The 16,321-nt window shown below is 60.2% G+C and carries 14 protein-coding genes; 8 read left to right on the forward strand and 6 right to left on the reverse strand.

Annotation, left to right across the window (positions count from 1 at the left end; translation table 11 throughout):
• Positions 1 to 92: 92 nt before the first annotated feature.
• From ACVDHE_RS14735 to ACVDHE_RS14750, 4 genes are all read left to right on the forward strand, one after another.
• Entirely contained in the window at positions 93 to 1,013 is a 921-nt protein-coding gene (locus ACVDHE_RS14735; protein ID WP_442873626.1) for an AAA family ATPase, read from the forward strand.
• Position 1,014: 1 nt separating this feature from the next.
• Positions 1,015 to 2,736, forward strand: a complete 1,722-nt coding sequence (locus ACVDHE_RS14740) for a vWA domain-containing protein (protein WP_458884988.1) — start codon at positions 1,015 to 1,017, stop codon at positions 2,734 to 2,736.
• A 331-nt stretch (positions 2,737 to 3,067) separates the two neighbouring features.
• Entirely contained in the window at positions 3,068 to 4,087 is a 1,020-nt protein-coding gene (locus tag ACVDHE_RS14745) for an inorganic phosphate transporter (protein WP_458884989.1), read from the forward strand.
• 19 nt (positions 4,088 to 4,106) lie between these two features.
• Positions 4,107 to 4,706 carry a DUF47 domain-containing protein gene (locus ACVDHE_RS14750; RefSeq protein ID WP_458884990.1) on the forward strand — a complete coding sequence of 200 codons (600 nt, stop codon included), beginning with the start codon at positions 4,107 to 4,109 and terminating at the stop codon, positions 4,704 to 4,706.
• A 94-nt stretch (positions 4,707 to 4,800) separates the two neighbouring features.
• Here the strand turns inward: ACVDHE_RS14750 and ACVDHE_RS14755 are convergent, their stop codons facing one another.
• Positions 4,801 to 5,805, reverse strand: a complete 1,005-nt coding sequence (locus ACVDHE_RS14755; protein WP_458884991.1) for a LacI family DNA-binding transcriptional regulator — start codon at positions 5,803 to 5,805, stop codon at positions 4,801 to 4,803.
• Between the two features lie 486 nt (positions 5,806 to 6,291).
• Between ACVDHE_RS14755 and ACVDHE_RS14760 the strand changes: the two genes are divergently transcribed.
• The 4 genes from ACVDHE_RS14760 (at position 6,292) to ACVDHE_RS14775 (ending at position 10,319) form a co-directional block, all read left to right on the forward strand.
• Positions 6,292 to 7,026 (forward strand): HAD family hydrolase, encoded by a 735-nt coding sequence (locus tag ACVDHE_RS14760; RefSeq protein ID WP_458884992.1) that lies wholly within the window; start codon positions 6,292 to 6,294, stop codon positions 7,024 to 7,026.
• 14 nt (positions 7,027 to 7,040) lie between these two features.
• Complete coding sequence (locus ACVDHE_RS14765) at positions 7,041 to 7,778, forward strand: HAD family hydrolase (protein WP_213038716.1); 738 nt, start codon at positions 7,041 to 7,043, stop codon at positions 7,776 to 7,778.
• Between the two features lie 156 nt (positions 7,779 to 7,934).
• The gene (locus tag ACVDHE_RS14770; RefSeq protein ID WP_458884993.1) at positions 7,935 to 8,711 is read left to right on the forward strand and encodes an HAD family hydrolase; all 777 of its coding nucleotides are present in this window, start codon (positions 7,935 to 7,937) and stop codon (positions 8,709 to 8,711) included.
• Positions 8,712 to 8,750: 39 nt separating this feature from the next.
• On the forward strand, positions 8,751 to 10,319 hold the full coding sequence (locus ACVDHE_RS14775; RefSeq protein ID WP_458884994.1) for an alkaline phosphatase family protein: 1,569 nt from the start codon (positions 8,751 to 8,753) through the stop codon (positions 10,317 to 10,319).
• 163 nt (positions 10,320 to 10,482) lie between these two features.
• Here the strand turns inward: ACVDHE_RS14775 and ACVDHE_RS14780 are convergent, their stop codons facing one another.
• The 5 genes from ACVDHE_RS14780 to ACVDHE_RS14800 form a co-directional block, all read right to left on the reverse strand.
• The gene (locus tag ACVDHE_RS14780; protein ID WP_458884995.1) at positions 10,483 to 11,253 is read right to left on the reverse strand and encodes an HAD family hydrolase; all 771 of its coding nucleotides are present in this window, start codon (positions 11,251 to 11,253) and stop codon (positions 10,483 to 10,485) included.
• On the reverse strand, positions 11,250 to 11,801 hold the full coding sequence (locus ACVDHE_RS14785; RefSeq protein WP_213038720.1) for a hypothetical protein: 552 nt from the start codon (positions 11,799 to 11,801) through the stop codon (positions 11,250 to 11,252). The genes ACVDHE_RS14780 and ACVDHE_RS14785 overlap by 4 nt, the downstream gene beginning before the upstream one ends.
• 91 nt (positions 11,802 to 11,892) lie before the next feature.
• Positions 11,893 to 13,191 carry a hypothetical protein gene (locus tag ACVDHE_RS14790; protein ID WP_458884996.1) on the reverse strand — a complete coding sequence of 433 codons (1,299 nt, stop codon included), beginning with the start codon at positions 13,189 to 13,191 and terminating at the stop codon, positions 11,893 to 11,895.
• 69 nt (positions 13,192 to 13,260) lie between these two features.
• On the reverse strand, positions 13,261 to 14,382 hold the full coding sequence (locus ACVDHE_RS14795; protein ID WP_458884997.1) for an ABC transporter ATP-binding protein: 1,122 nt from the start codon (positions 14,380 to 14,382) through the stop codon (positions 13,261 to 13,263).
• 58 nt (positions 14,383 to 14,440) lie between these two features.
• On the reverse strand, positions 14,441 to 16,276 hold the full coding sequence (locus ACVDHE_RS14800; RefSeq protein ID WP_458884998.1) for an ABC transporter permease: 1,836 nt from the start codon (positions 16,274 to 16,276) through the stop codon (positions 14,441 to 14,443).
• Positions 16,277 to 16,321: the final 45 nt, after the last annotated feature.

Genomic DNA, 16,321 nt, shown 5'->3' on the forward strand with positions numbered 1-16,321 from the left:
AAAAAAAGCGCCCGGAGAGTTTCTCCGGGCGCTTGCCATTTTCCGGAATGGTGGTATGATGTTAGGCAGTACGAACAACGGAGGTATCCATCATGCTGGATATGCTGGAATTTTTGAAAAATGAGGGTGTGGACGCCGGGCTCATCGAGCAGGTGGCGGCCTTCCGGGCCCAGTTCCCGCCGGAGGAAAGCCTGCGGCGCCGGGTGCCGGATCCTCGGTATCTCTATTACGGCAAGGACATCTGGGAGGAGGCCATCACCGCGCTGCTGTGCGGGGAAAACCTGCTGCTGGTGGGCCCCAAGGCCACCGGCAAGAACGTGCTGGCCGAAAACCTGGCCGCCGCCTTCGGCCGCCCCAGCTGGGACGTGTCCCTGTACATCAACACCGACGCCGCCACCCTACTGGGCACCGACACCTTCGAGGCCGGCCAGGTGAAGCTGCGCAAGGGCCCCATCTACCAGTGCGCGGAAAAGGGCGGCTTCGGCGTCCTGGATGAGATCAACATGGCCAAGAACGAGTCCCTGGCGGTGCTCCACGCCACTTTGGACTTCCGCCGCAGCATCGATATGCCCGGCTACGACCGTATCCCCCTTCACGACGCCACCCGCTTCATCGCCACCATGAATTACGGCTACGCCGGCACCCGGGAGCTCAACGAGGCCCTGACCTCCCGCTTCGTGGTGATCGATATGCCCGCCATCTCGGAGGACGGCCTCCAGAAGCTGCTGACCCGGGAGTTCCCCCGACTCAAGAGCGACTATGCCCTGCAATTTGCCGGGCTGTTCCGGGACATCCAGAAGAAGTGCGACGGCGGCGAGCTGTCCACCAAACCCCTGGATCTGCGGGGCCTCATGGCCTCCGTGCACCTCATGGCCGCGGGCCTCACCGCCGGCCGGGCGCTGGAGCTGGGCCTGGTGAACAAGTCCTTCGACGACTTTGAGCGCCAGCTGGTCCAGGATGTGATCCGCACCCGCCTGCCTGACGACCTCTCTGCCAAGGACGTGTTCAACTGACATGGACATTCGGGACAGCGAAAAGCGGCGGGCCAGGAACCTGATCTGGAACGCCGCCGAGGAGTATGGCTACGAGCCGGACTTCAAGGCCTATGACCGGGAGGGCCGGGCGGACCTGTACTGGAACAGCATCATCGGCGCCGTCCGGAAGAACTACGGGGCGGAGGCCATGGAGCGGCTGTTCGCCGCCTTCCACGGGTGTGAGAAAGAGGGACTGTACGAGCAGCTGGTTTGGCTGGGCCTGGAGAACGCCGCCTTTGCCCGGGAGGCTCCCAACCGCCCCGCCCTGCCCTATCTGCGGCGGCGCCACGCCCGGGAGGTGCTGGGCCTGAAGGTGACGGAGCAGGACGACTGGCTGCTGGCCACGGTGGAACGGGCCCACTTCCAGCGAGTCCTGGGAGAGGAGCCCCGGCTGGGCGACCGGGAGCTGGAGATCCTCAACGCCCTGGAGTTCCCCGGTGACGAGGACGGCGACGCCCTGGCGGACCGGGCACTGGGCTTTCTGCGGGACTACTTCGGCTTCGTCCCCGGCGCGGCCAAGGAGGAGGAAGCGGCCCGGAAAAAGCGCCGCCATCACTTCCTCTTCGGGCGGCGGGAGGCCGCCAAGAGCCAGCTGACCCCGGTGCGGCAGTTTGGCTTCGGCTACGGCGAGCACCTGGCGGAGGAGAACGCCGGCGACACCCAGGAGATCCAGACCTATCTCAACTGGTCGGGCCTGTCCTCCACGGACCAGAACGCTCTGAAAAAATACATCCGCACCTACTTCGGCCAGCCTCTGTACGACGAGCAGAAAACCAAGCTGCTGGAGCAGGAGCTGTGCATAGACGAGCACAGCGGCTGTCACCTGTATTACTCCCGGGGCAGCAACGTCCTGGAAAAGGGCACCAAGGGCTATGTGGGCGCTCAGCGCAAGGCCGCGCTGAAGCAGATGGAGAAGAACCGCGCCTTCTACTACGCCGATATTGTCCGCAACCGCAACAGCGTCAACCGGCTCACCGCCCGGATCTACAACGCCCTGCTGACCCATCTGGAGCCGGTGACGGTCCGCTCCGCCACCGGGACCCTGGACGCCGGACGGCTGTGGCGGGGGCTATACTTGGATGATGACAAGGTCTTTACCCGGGTGCTGCGGACCGACCCCGGTGATCTCAGTGTGGACATCCTGCTGGACGCCTCCAACTCCCAGGTCAACCGCCAGCAGATCGTGGCGGCCCAGGGCTACATGATCGCCGAGAGCCTGACCCGCTGCGGCATCCCGGTGCGGGTATCCGCCTTCTGCTCCCTCAGCGGCTACACGATCCTGACCCGCTACCGGGACTACCGGGAAACCGATAAAAACGAGCGGATCTTCCGCTACTTCACCACCGGCTGCAATCGGGACGGCCTGGCCATCCGGATCCTTGGCAAGGAGATGGAGGACTCCCCCTGCGAGCACCGCATGGTGATCCTCCTGTCCGACGCCAAGCCCCATGACATCCGCAAGCTGAAGCTGCCGGAGGGCGACGCCGACTACTGCGACAGCGCCGGCGTCACCAACACCGCCGCCGAGGTCCGTTCCCTGCTGCACCGGGACATCTCCGTTCTGTGCGTATTCACCGGAGATGACGGGGACATCCCCGCCGCCCACACCATCTACGGCAGGGACTTCGCCCGCATCCGCTCCCTGGATCAGTTCGCCGACACGGTGGGCACTCTGATTCAGAACCAGATCCGCAGTCTGTAACGGTCCCCCGGCAGCTTCCGCTGCCGGGGGCATTTTTGTTTGCATCCTGCCGTTCCCTCTCAGACCTAAAATCCATTTTGAATTGGGGAAAGCTGGTTGCCCAATTGCTGCTAAGCATCCGTTAATAATACAAACGTTTGAGTTTTATATCGTAAATTTTTACAGCGCCCGCCTTTATTAGTTGACGCTTTTGTAAAAGTTGCCATATAATTTCAAGTTCATATTGACATAATTCACACTAATATTCATAATAAAATAAGTAAACGCAAGGCAGATCCCTAAAATAAATTTGAAATCGTTTGCGCTATTTGCGGGAAAGGAAGTGCCTACCGTGCCGTCGGAGATCTCCTTTATTCTGCTGACCGGAATGATTTTCGTCTTTACCTATGTCAACGGATTCCATGACGGCTGCAATGTGGTGGCCACGCTGATCGCAAGCCGCTCCATGCGCCCTAACCCCGCTCTGGCCTGGGCCGCAGTGGTGGAATTTCTCTCTCCCTTTGCCATTCTGGTTGTCGGCTCCAGTGTCTCCAACACCATTCAGAAACTGGTGGGCAAAGCCTTCTACACCGACGCCGGCAGCAGAGACACCGCCCTGGCATTCATCACGGCGGGCATCCTGGCGGCGATCCTCTGGAATCTGACCACCTGGCGCTTCGGCATCCCCGCGTCCTCATCCCACGCGCTGATCGGCGGTGTGGTGGGCGCCGGTATCGCCGCTTTCGGCACCGGCGCCATCTCATGGTCCTATTTCTGGGGGAAGGTCGTTCTGATGATCTTCCTGACCCCTGCGGTCAGCTTCGTGCTGGGGTTTTTGATTTTGAAGCTGCTGCTGGCCCTGACCCTTCACGCGGGAGTTGGCGTCAACAAATTCTTTACATACGCACAGTGGCTGAACATGACCTTTCTGGCCTTTAACCACTCCTTCAACGACTCTCAAAAATCCATCGGCATCGTGCTGATCCTCATGGGGATCTACGGCGGTGCGGAGGCCAGTATTCCCATTTGGGCCATTGTCTGTGCGGCTCTGTGCCTGTCCTGCGGAATCGCCTTCGGCGGTTTCAAGATCATTAAGACGGTGGGCACCGGTATCTATAAGGTCCAGCCCATCCACTCCTTTGCCTCGCAGCTGACGGCCGGTACCGTAATCCTGACCTCCTCCCTGCTGGGCGCGCCGGTATCCGCCAGCCAGATCGTCTCCTCCTCCATCATGGGCGTGGGCGCGGCGGAGCGCTACAAGGCCGTCCGCTGGAACGTGGCCGGCAAGATCCTGCTGTCCTGGTTCATCACTATCCCCATCGCCGGCTCTCTGGGCGCGTTACTGTTTTTCCTGTTCTCTGTGATTTACTGATCGAAGGAGGTCTCCCCGTATGTTCAAACGGAAAGAAGGTCTCAACTTTTATCATCTGCTGATCCAGCAGGTCACCGTCATCCGGGACGCAGTGGCGGCTCTGTGCCGCTATTGTGAGGACCCCACTCAGGAAAACGGCGACTTCGTGAAAGTGAAGGAGAAAGAAGCCGATGCCATTCGCCGGGAGCTGGTTGAGGACATCAATCGCACCTTCATCACCCCCATCGACCGGGAGGACCTGTTCCGGCTGTCCTCCTCCGCCGACGATCTGGCCGACTACGCCTGGACCACGGTGAAGGAATTGCGGATCTATGAGATTCCGCCTGACGAACACCTGATCACCATGTCCAATACCCTGCTGCAGATGGCGGATGGACTTCTGCTGTGCGTGCAGAATCTGGAGAAGGACCACGCCAAAGTCTACCAGGAAGCCACCCGGGTCAAGAAGTTGGAAAACACGCTTAACGTCCAGTTCCACAAATCCATGACGGAGCTGTTTGCCGGGGACGATTTCCGCCGCATCCTGAAATACCGGGAGATATACAGCCACCTCAACCACGCCTCCGACAAGGGCGACGCCAGCGCCGATATCCTGCTGGATATCATTGTGAAACTTTGATTCTTCCATTTCTTTTCTCCTAACCCCGACGGCTCTGCCGCCGCAAAAAAGCACCGCGTAAGCGGTGCTTTTTTGCGATATTATGAAGAAATTTTTACTGCAGCGAGCGGCAGGTGCCCCGTTTGACAAGACTGGGTGTCATAATCTGATGGACATATCCCTGGGTCCCCCGCTCGATTTTGTCCAGCAGCATATCCACCGCCTGAACCGCCATGGCCCGCATGGGCTGCTCAATGGTGGTCAAATCAATCCGGGGCAAAGCCGTGGCGGGAATATTATCGAAGCCAATCAGGCTCAGCCGCTCAGGAATGGCAATATGCAGCTCGTCCGCAGCCTTCAGAAGGCCCAGGGCGTTGGAATCTGTGGAGGCAAAAATGGCGGTATAGTCAATGGGTTGGGAGAACAGCTCCTTGGCCATTTGATAGCCATTTTCGATCGAGGAACGGGAATACTCGCTGTTGAAAAACCGCTGCTTGAGTCCCATCTCCTGACAGGCGCGGATATACCCTTCCGCCCGCAGCTGATGCGTGGTGGAGTGGCGGCGGCCAAAGTACAGAATATCCCGATGCCCCAGGGAATAGAGGTATTCCATCCCAAGAAAGGTGCCAAGACTATTGTCCACGGATACATAACTTTGGGGCTGGTCCCGCAGGCTCTCGCTGAGAAACACTGTAGGGACCTGGTCGGTATAGGCCTGGATGTTCTCGTAGGTCTTGGGGCTCTGGGGCACGATCAGGATGCCGTCCACCTTCCGGCCCAGCAGCAGCTTCACCACCGTCTTTTCCTGTTTGAGATCCGGACCGGAGTTGCACAGCATGATGTTGTATCCGTGGGTACGGGCGCTCATCTCCGCATAGTGGGCCAACTGAGACATGAATTCACTGTCGATGGACGGGACTACCAGGCCGATCAGGTCCGTTTTCTTCATCACCATGGACCGGGCCACATAGTTGGTGGTATAGCCCATCTCATCGCACAGCTTGATGATTCGTTCCCGGGTATCACTTCCGATCTGCGAACTGCCGGACAGCGCCCTGGATACCGTGGCATAGGAAACTCCGGCAGCCCTGGCCACGTCCTTCAAAGTCACACTTTTCATCGCCCATCGTCCTTTTCGAAGCGGCTGCGGTGCAATCGGCCGCAAACGTTTCCAGCTGTTTTCTTCAGCCAGGTCCGAAACCGCTCTTTTACGTTTTTTCTATACAAAAGCATATATAATTTCTCTGTCAATGTCAACATCATTCTGCTTTTTTTGAACTATTGGTCATAAAACCGAAAAATGCTCTCACACTTTGGCATTTGCTATATTGACAAAGCGGGGCAGTTTAGCCTAAAATGAAGTTGTAAAGAGCGCAAACGTTTGCAAGCTCTCCGGAAAGTGCTATCCCGGAACGCCCGTGCGGACCCTCCCCAAGGTCTGCAACCGGCGGCTCCTTCTTTCCGCGGCGGCACCTGCCATCCCCTCCGGAGACATCCTGCACACTCCTGCGCCGCGGCGGCCTGCCCGCCGGGGCGTGGGCTGCTCATGGAGCGCGGACCGGAGGTCTGGACCGCCGCTCAAATATCAAAATAGGAGGAGACTGTCATGACACCCGATATCACGACCATCTTTTTTGACGTTGGCAATACCCTTCGTATCGTTCTGAAGGACCAGGCGTTCATCGACAAGGCGGAAGCGGACCTGATGGAGCTGATCCAGACCAAGGAGACCCACGACGAGCTCTTCGCCAAGTTGGAGGAGCGGTGGAATGCCTACCGCAAGCTATCCAAGTCCACACTGCTGGACGCCTCCGAGGGCGAGCTGTGGACCCAGTACATGCTGCCGGACTACGACACCAACATGATCTTCGCCAACGCGCCCCGGCTGACCCGCCTGTGGCGGGACCACGATGGCCGCCGGGTGGCCCGGCCCGACGCCGTGGCGACCCTGAAGGAGCTGTGCGCCAGAGGCTACACCCTGGGCATCATCGCCAACACCGTCACCGAGACCGAGATCCCCGACTGGATGGCCGCCGACGGCGTGGCCCAGTGCTTCAAAACCACCATCCTCTCCTCCAAGGTCCGCCTGCGCAAGCCGGATCCGGCCATCTATCACCTGGCCTGCCGCTGTATCGGCTCCCCCGAGGCCCAGTGCGCCTATGTGGGCGATAACCCGGTCCGTGACGTGGAGGGCACCCAGGCCGCGGGCTTCGCCATGATGATCCGCATCGATGAGCCGGATACTCTGAACATGGAGAAGGCCACCGGTAAGGAGTTCACCCCCGACCATGTGATCACCAGTCTGCGCCAGCTGCTGGATATCTTTCCTGCCAGAAATTGAGGAGGCGTCCTGATATGGAACTGAAGAAGCGTTACAAGGCGGTATTTTTTGACCTGGGCGGCACGCTGCGCATCGCCCTCAACGACGAGCCCTACATGCGCCACGCCCGCCGCAAAATGGCGGAGATCGCCGGCACGGACCTGCCCTATGAGGAGTTCTACCAGCTGGTGGAGGAGCGCTACGAGCCCTACCGCAAGTGGGCGCTGGGCGAATTCAAGGAGTCCGGCGACGAGGAGCTGTGGTGCAAGTGGCTGCTTCCGGACTATGACCCGGTCCGCATCGCCCAGGTCTGTCACGAGCTGTCCTTCCAGTACCGGCAGACCAAGGGCCGCCGGGTGGTAGTGGACGGCGGTGAGGAGGTCCTCCGTACCCTCCATGAGCGGGGTTACCGCCTGGGCATCATCTCCAACCTGATCGGCGAGAACGAGGTGCCCGACTGGCTGGAGGAGGACGGTCTGGACCAGTACTTCTCCAGCGTGGTTCTCTCCTCCGTGTGCCATCTGCGCAAGCCGGGCGCCGAGATCTACCGCATCGCTTCCCGGGAGCTGGGCGTGGATCTGGCGGACTGCGTGTCCGTGGCCGACAATGTCAAGCGGGACCTGACCGGCGCCGTGGAGGCCGGTGTGGGCTGCAACATCATCTTCCGCTCGCCCGAGAAGAAGCATCCGGTGGATGTCGGCGGACCCGTCCGCCCCGACGCGGTGATCTCCGATTTCCGGGAGATCCTGGATCTTCTGCCCGCCTTGAACTGAGACGGTTCAGCCTGCCGAAACGCTTTTTCGGCAGGCTGAGCAAGCTTTCAGCGCTTCTTGGTTTCTGAAACCGCGATCTTTTGCCCCTCCCTGCCGGAGGGAGCCCGGCCTGCCGCCCGCCGCAAAGGGACGGCATCAGCAAAGGAGGCTGGAGCTATGAATACTGATATCCGCTTTATCTTTTTCGACCTGGGCGGCACCTTCCGGGTCATCAAGGAGGACCCCGCCTATCTGGCCGCCGCCAAGACTAAAATCGCGGAGCTGTGCGGCGTGCAGGTAGAGGACCCCTGCGCCTGGTTCGACACCGTGATCGACAAGCGCTACGACAAGTACCGGGAGTGGGCCCTGAAATTCATGTGCGAGGCGCCGGAGGAGGTCCTTTGGACCCGCTGGCTGGCCTACGACTGCGACCGGGACCTGATCTTGAAAAACGCCGGGGAGCTGACCTATCAGTACCGCCAGACCAAGGGCATCCGCACCGTGGTGGACGGCGGCGCAGAAACCGTGAAGGAGCTGTGCGCCAGAGGCTACACCCTGGGCATCATCTCTGACCTGGTGGGCCGCCGGGAGGTGGACGAGTGGCTGGACGCCGACGGCCTGCGGCCCTACTTCAAGACCGTCCAGCAGTCCTCCATCACCTACGTCCGCAAGCCCGGGCCCGCCATCTACTACTATGCCATGGACGAGGTCCAGGCCCAGCCGGAAAACTGCTGCTACGTGGGCGACAACCTGAACCGGGACATCGTGGGCGCCAAGGCCTGCGCCTTCGGCATGACCGTGACGGTGCAGTACGACCCCAAGAAGCCCCTGAAGCTGACGGAGGAAAACATGCCCGACGTCAAGGTCTACACCTTCCCGCAGCTGCTGGACATCTTCCCCGCCCGGGGCCATGTGGCCGTCGACAAGCTGGTCCTTCCCACCGACGGGCAGTAAAGCCCTTTGACTTCACATCTATATCAAGGAGGTACACCCATGTCTCAGATCAACCATGGCGGCGCCCAGCTGGCGGAGGCCGTCAAGCGGGCATATGAACTGGGCCAGGACGACTATCATCTGGAGCCCATGGTCCTGACGGAGAACGGCGTCCCTGTGGGCCGCATCCAGGACAACGACGCTGTCATCTTCTGCTGCCGCCGGGGCGAGCGGGAGATCGAGTTGACGGAGATGTTCACCGACAAGGACTTCAGCGCCGTGGACATCCACAAGCTCAACAACCTGGATTTCTCCATTCTGACCCTGTATCACGACAAGTTCAAGGACCTGCCCATCGCCTTTGCACCGGAGCACGTGGAAAAGCCCCTGGCCCAGGTCCTCTCCGAGGCCGGCAAGACCCAGCTTCACTGCGCCGAGTCCGAGAAGTTCGCCCATGTGACCTTCTTCTTCAACGGCGGCGAGAACAATCCCTTCCCCGGCGAGGACGACATCTGCATCCCTTCCCCCAAGGGCATCGACTTTGACCAGCAGCCGGAGCTGTCCCTGCCCAAGGTCACCGACACCCTGACCGACGCCCTGGGCAAGTACGACTTCATCGTCACCAACTTCGCCAACGGCGATGTCATCGGCCACACCCAGAACACCGCCGCCAAGCTGGAGGCCTGCGCCCATGTGAGCCGGGCCCTGGAAAAGGTGGTGGGCGACGCCCTGTCCAAGGGCTATGTGGTGGCTGTCACCGCCGATCACGGCAACATCGAAAAGCTCTATACTGCCGCAGGCAAGTCCGACGGCGCCCACACCACCAACCTGGTGGCCTTCGTCATGATGGACCCCGCCGATCCCACGCCCATCCAGCTGCGGGACGGCGCCCTCAGCGACGTGGCCCCCACGGTGCTGGACGTCATGGGCATCCCCCAGCCTGCTGTCATGACCGGCAAGTCCCTGGCGGAGGGCCGTGACTGGGGCAAGGACCGCAAGATGCTCCTCATCATCTGCGACGGCTGGGGCCTGGGCCCCGGCGACGAGGGCGACGCCATCCACATCTCCGACACACCCTACTGGGACAGCCTGCTGGCGGGTCAGTCCTGGTCCAAGCTGCACGCCTCCGGTGAGCACGTGGGCCTGGGCGCCGGAAAGGCCGGCAACTCCGAGGCGGGCCACTCCAACCTGGGCGCCGGCCGCTGCGTCATGCAGGACGACGTCCGCCTGGACGCCGCTGTCAAGGACGGCAGCTTCCAGCGCAACCCGGTGTTCCTGGAGGCCGTGGAGCACGTGAAGAAGAACCACTCCTCCCTGCATCTGCTGGCTTATCTCACTTACAAGTCCTCCCACGGCTGCATCGACTATCCCCTGTCCATCTGCGCCATGGCCAAGGAGCAGGGCCTGGAGCAGGTCTACTTCCACATCATCTTCGACGGCCGCTCCACGGAGCCCGGCTCCGCTCCCAAGTTGCTGGGCGAACTGGACCAGAAGCTGGAGGAGATCGGCCTGGGCCTGGTGGTGGACGGCGCCGGCCGCGGCGTGGTCCTGGACCGGGACAAGAATTACGACAAGGTCAAGCGGGGCTACGACGCCATGGTGGACGGCACCGGCACGCAGTACGCATAATGAATGGATAGTTTCCTTCCCTTCCTGAACACAGCAGAGCCCCGGAGGAGCCACAGCTCCTCCGGGGCTCTGCTGTTCCCGTTTTTTCTCCGGACAGCGGAAAGCGGGAGCCGGCACTGCCGGCTCCCGCAGATCATTCAGATTCAAAGGCCGCCTGCTCGCATCAGGCCGGGCGGACACCCTCTCCTTGCTTGAGATCCCGCAGGATGGTATAGACCTCATAGATGTCCTGGATGGAATAGGTGGGCTTCACCGTGTCGGGGATGTCCGTATCCCGGGAAGCCGTCAGGAAGGAGTGGATGTGGAAGGTCATCCCAAAGCCCATGTTCTGGGGGCCGATCACATCCCGGGAGAAGGTGTCGCCCACATAGGCGCACTCCGCCGGGTCGGACTGGACCTGGTACAGGGAGACCTTGAAGATGTTGGGGTCAGGCTTACGGTAGCCGGTCACGGAGGAGAGGGTCACATCCTGGAAATACTCCCGGATACCGTATTCCTTCAGGATCTCGTAGACCTGATACAAGCTGGCGGTGTTGCTGATGACGCCCAGCTTCATGCCCAGGCCCTTCAATCCCTCCAGCATCTCCTTGACCCGGGGCCGCAGGCTCCGGTAATAGTGGGTCACTTCCCACATATGGGCCAACTCCTCTGCGAAGGGCTGGACCGTCTCGAAATCCAGGCCGAAGTCCGTCAGCACATAATCGCCCCAGATCTCCTCCGGCTTCAGCTCCCGCTGAGAGGGATTGCGGTACGCGGCGTACCGGTTCCAGCCCTCGGTCAGCATCCGGAGAGCGGTGTCCTCGTCCACCCGGACGTCCACACCGTGGCTGCGCAGGATCCGGAGGACGCCCTGGGCCGCGGCCATCTTGCTCGCCGCGTCGGAGTAGATATCCTCCAGGGTCCCTCCCATATCAAACAATACGGTGTTGATCATTGTCTCACAGTCCTTTCGATTCTCCTGTTGTCAAGGATGGGCCTGCGCCGCTGATACCGGCGGTACAGCCACAGCGACAGTCCCCCTCCCAGGAGGATGGGTGCCGGTACGAACAGCCCAAAGAACTGCAGGAACAGCATTTGCGCCTGGAAATCTCCGCCCAGGATGATTAGCATAGCCACGAGACACGCAACAGCCAGTGCCGCCAGCCACAGGTAAGCAGACAGAAGCATCCGCTTTTCCGGGAGGAACCAGGCAAAACAACACACAGCCGTCCCCACCAGGGTAGGTACGGCCGCCTCCACGAAGTTAATCCATGCCGTAGGGGCCCCTTCCAGCATCGGATGAAGGAGGTTGATCAAGCTCACATAGGCTGCGGCGTAAATCACCACAAACACCATGCTCAGGCAGAAGGAATACAACAGCAGCGTACTTTTCACTTTGCCGTCCTTGGTGAACAGGAACGCACCCCAAAAGCGGTCTCCTCGCTCCTTCCAGACTCTGTTTCGCTCCTCCTGCCGCAGCTGTTCCAGTTTTCGATTCTGCACGGCGGTCGCCTCCTTCTATTGACTGTGCGGGGGCGGGCGTATGCCCGCCCCCGCAGTTTCCTTGGTCACACAGCAGCCGCCGTGGGACGAATTACATATTGGGATTCTGGTTCAGCCAGTAAGTCCACATGTCCTGGCAGTCGGCAAAGATGGAATAGATCGCGCCGAAGTCGTTTTCAATGGCACCCAGCTCATCCAGCTGAGCGGGGTTCTTGTCGTTGGTCATATCGTCACGGACGGGCCAGTTGCCTTCCTTCTGGAAGGGTTCATAACCGGCAGCAGTACCGTCAGCGCCGCCCAGGACGTAGCGGATGAACAGGCGGGCACCGGCAGGGTTGTCGCAGCCGGCGGCCACAAACAGGGACTCGCAGTTGAGCAGAGCAGTATAGGGAGTCAAGCCGATGCACCAAGCGATGTCGTAGCCGGACGCATCACGGTTCTCGATCTTGCCGGCGGAGGCCAGGGCCAGGGCGGGTTTGTCAGCGGTGGAGTTGTGAACGGCCAGGGCCAGCTCATCGCCGTCGTCGATGAAGGTCATCTTCAGCTGGCTGAACCGCCACATGTACTCCACGCCGGCGTTGTTCTCAGGCACCTCGAAGGCGAAATCAGAGGCGTCGTAGGTATACTCCAGAGGCTCGCCGTAGGTATCCTCATAGGCCTGCTCCATCTGGTCGGCGTTGACGATGAAGCTGGCAAACAGGGACAGGTACGCGGTCTCAGTGCCGATCTCCTTGCAGAAGATCTGATACTTCTGGCTGCCGTCGTCGTTCTTCTCAATGATGTTCCACCAGCTGGTAATGGGCTGGCCATCGGGGAACGCGGCGGTATTATAATACCAGAAGGACTGAGAGCTGTACAGAGGCAGGCTGTACTTCAGCAGGTCCTCGTCGATGTGAGAGCAGATATCGGAGGGATAGTAGGGCTCGAAGATGCCGGTCTGATAGTGCTCATAGAACACGGCGCCGTTGACGTCCTTGGTCTGCAGCACGTCGGCGGTGATGTTGCCGCTGTCATGCTCCATCTCGGCCTTGCTCAGCACCTCGTCAGAGTCCAGGTCCATGACGTCCACGTCCAGACCGGGATAGTCCTCCAGGAAGGGCTCGACAACCTTCAGCATCTTGGAAGAGGTGGCATAAACGGTGATGGTGCCGCCCTCTTCCTGGGCCTTGGCGTAGAGCTCGTCGTCAGTCAAGTCGCTCCACTCGTCGTAAACAGGACCGAAATGCTCGGTATCCGTGGCAAAATCATAACCCAGGGTCAGCTCGGACGCCGCAGCATCCTCGCCGCCGTCGCCAGTACCGGCAGCAGTGTCGTTCCCTCCGCCGCAGGCAACCAGGCTCAGAACCATAGCCGCTGTCAGCAGCAACGCAAAGAGTTTCTTCATCTTCATCTCAATGTGCTCCTTTCGCATATTTGTTGTTGGGTGTCTGGCTGAAACTCGCGATCTATAAACTCGCGGTCACACCGCGCGCTTAATGAGACGGGTGGTTGCCTTGTTGTAAATGTTGATCTTGTCCTGGTCAATGATGGCCCAGACTTTCTGATCCAACTCGTAGTGAGCCTGGCCGATCTCCTTGGACAGGAATTCATCCTGTCCGGCCACCAGCGTAACGATGGTCTCGGAACCAGCGGGCTGGCTGGCGTAGACAGTGACGGGAATGGCGCCGTCCACCGGCTCCCGGGAGATGATGACCTGTTCAGGCCGGATGGCCAGCACGCAGTCGAACTCGCCGCTCTTGGGGAACTCCTCGTCGGTCAGATCCTTACCCGGGAAGGTGTGGCCGCCCAGATCGCTCTTGACCACCAGCTGGCCGTTCTTCATCTCGGCCTTGCCATCCAGCAGGTTGATGCGGGGGTTGCCGATGAAGTCGGCAGCCTCCAGGTCGATGGGGTTGTTGTACAGCTCCAGAGGCGTTGCCACCTGGTTCAGAGCGCCTTCCTTGAACAGGGCGATCTTGGTGGACATGGTCAGGGCCTCGACCTGGTCGTGGGTGACGTAGATGATGGTGGTGCCCAGCTCCTTGTGCAGGCGCTGCAGCTCGGCGCGCATGTCCAGACGGAGCTTGGCGTCCAGGTTGGACAGGGGCTCATCCAGCAGCAGCAGCTTGGGGCTGGAGGCCACGGCGCGGGCGATGGCCACGCGCTGCTGCTGGCCGCCGGACAGCTCAGTGGGATAGCGGTCCTTGTACTGCTCGATCCGCATCATCTTCAGGGCGCTCATGACCCGCTTGTCGATTTCATCCTTGGCCATCTTCTGAATCTTCAGGCCGAAGGCGATGTTGTTGTAAACGGTCATGTGGGGCCACAGGGCGTAGGACTGGAACACCAGGTTCAGTCCACGCTTGCTGGGCTCGGCATAGTAGGCGTCATCGGCGTTGATCATCTCCACGCCGTCGATGGTCATGGTGCCGTTCTGGGGACGCTCCAGGCCGGACACCACGCGCAGCGTGGTGGTCTTGCCGCAGCCGGAGGGGCCCAGCAGGGTCATGAAGTCGCCGTCCTCAATGGTCAGGTTGATGTCCCGCAGAACGTGGTTATCGCCATAAAATTTATCAATATGCTTTAATTCAATACGACTCATATGGTTCGCCTTATCCTTTCTGTTCTGTCATAAAACGGTCAGGGTCCGGTTCCTGGGATCAGCCCCAGCTCTTGCCGATATCGGCGCCGAACCTGTTGGCGATGATGTAGCACACCAGGATGAACAGCAGCACGACCACGGAGATGGCGTCTGCCATCTGGTTGTAGCCATCCTGGGAATACGTGAAGGCCAGATAGGACATGGTCCGGGTGGTGGGAGTCATCATGATGATGATCAGGTCCAGCTCCTTGGCGATGGAGATGAAGGTCAGCATGAAGCCGGAGATGAAGCCGTTCTTCGCCAGCGGCACGATGATGGAGGCCATCCGCTTCCAGAAGCTGGCGCCGGCAATATCTGCCGCCTCTTCCAGCTCCACGCTGATGGTCAGCATGTTGGCCGTACCGGATTTACTGGCGAAGGGGAAGTGTTTGACCACCGAGGTCAGAACGATCAGGGTAAAGGTACCATACAGGGAGGGAATCAAGCCGCCCAGATGAGGCACGGAGAACATGGCGAAATACATGGTGGAGAACGCGATGCCGCTCATCAGGTAGGGCACGAACACCAGCTGCTCCGTCAGGTTGCCGTACCACTTGCCGCGGCCGCGGGAGCTGATATAGCCCAGGAACTGGCCGCAGATAGCGGTGATGATGGAGGCGATCAGGGTCAGGCGCACGGTGTTCCACAGGGCGTTGAGGAAGTCCTTGTTGCGGAAGATGCCCGGGGTGTTGGTATACTTCTCCGCCTGGTCCACGGTGCCGATCCAGTTGTAGAGGGTCAGGTTGTCGAGGCCATAGCCGTTGCCGGTGGTGATCTGGAAGGTCTCCATGATCAGCACGAACATGGGCATTACCATAGCCAGGAACAGGAACACGACCAGGAACGCCATCAGGGGCTTCTTGGCCTTGCCCAAAGGCATCAGAGTATGACGGCCGCCCTTGCCGCCCACGGTGGCATAGGACTTGCGGACACCCACCACTCTCTGGTTGGAGAAGATGATGGCCGCGGCCAGGCCCACCAGCACCAGGCTCATGGCATAGCCGACGCCCTGGGGCCCCTGGTCGATGAACACGCGCATCTTGGTGGCCAGGGTGTAGAAGCCGATGCGGTTGCCCAGGTTGGCCGCAACACCGTATGTACCGATGGATTTGCTGATGGTCATGATCATGGCCGACAGGATGGAGGGCATGATCAGCGGCAGGGTGATGTGGCGCAGGATCTGGGGCTTGCTGGCACCCTGGATCTCACCCATCTCCTCCAATTCGGAGTTGATGGAACGAAGGGCGCCGGAAACCATGATATAGGAAAATGCGTAATAGTGCATGGACATGCAGAGGATGATGGCAATGGGGCCGTAGGCCAGCCAGTCAGGGATGGGGAGTCCCATACCGGCCAGGAACCCGTTGGCACCGGAGGTAGCGTTGCGGAACACAGCCAGCCAGCTCAGAGCCTTGGTCCAGGAGGGGATCATGTAGGGGATGATCACCAGCATGCTCAGGACCTTCTTGCCGGGGATGTCGGTGCGGACCATCAGCCACGCCAGCACGGAGCCCAGCGGCACGGAGATGACCACCACGCACGCACCGATCAGCAGCGAGTTGCGCAGGGGCTCCCACAGGACCGACTTGGACATGCTGCTGGCCAGCATATAGGTCCAATAATAGAGGGTGAAGTCGCCCACCTGAGCGTCTTCGATTCTTCGCCGCATAACTTCGGCCTGCGCCGCGGTGAAGGTGGTGGAGATCATGGTCAGCAGAGGAATGATGATCAGGCAGAACAAGATCACCAGACTCACCAGCACGACCATGTTGAACGGGTTTGTGACCACATTCAAGATCAGATTTTTCAGCCGCTTCTTTGTCAGCGGCTTACGGGGGAGGGCTTTCTTTGACACGATAACACCTCTTTCTGATAGCTGTCGGATTGCCGACCGGTTTTT

It is taken from the genome of Dysosmobacter sp. Phy, from assembly GCF_054476235.1.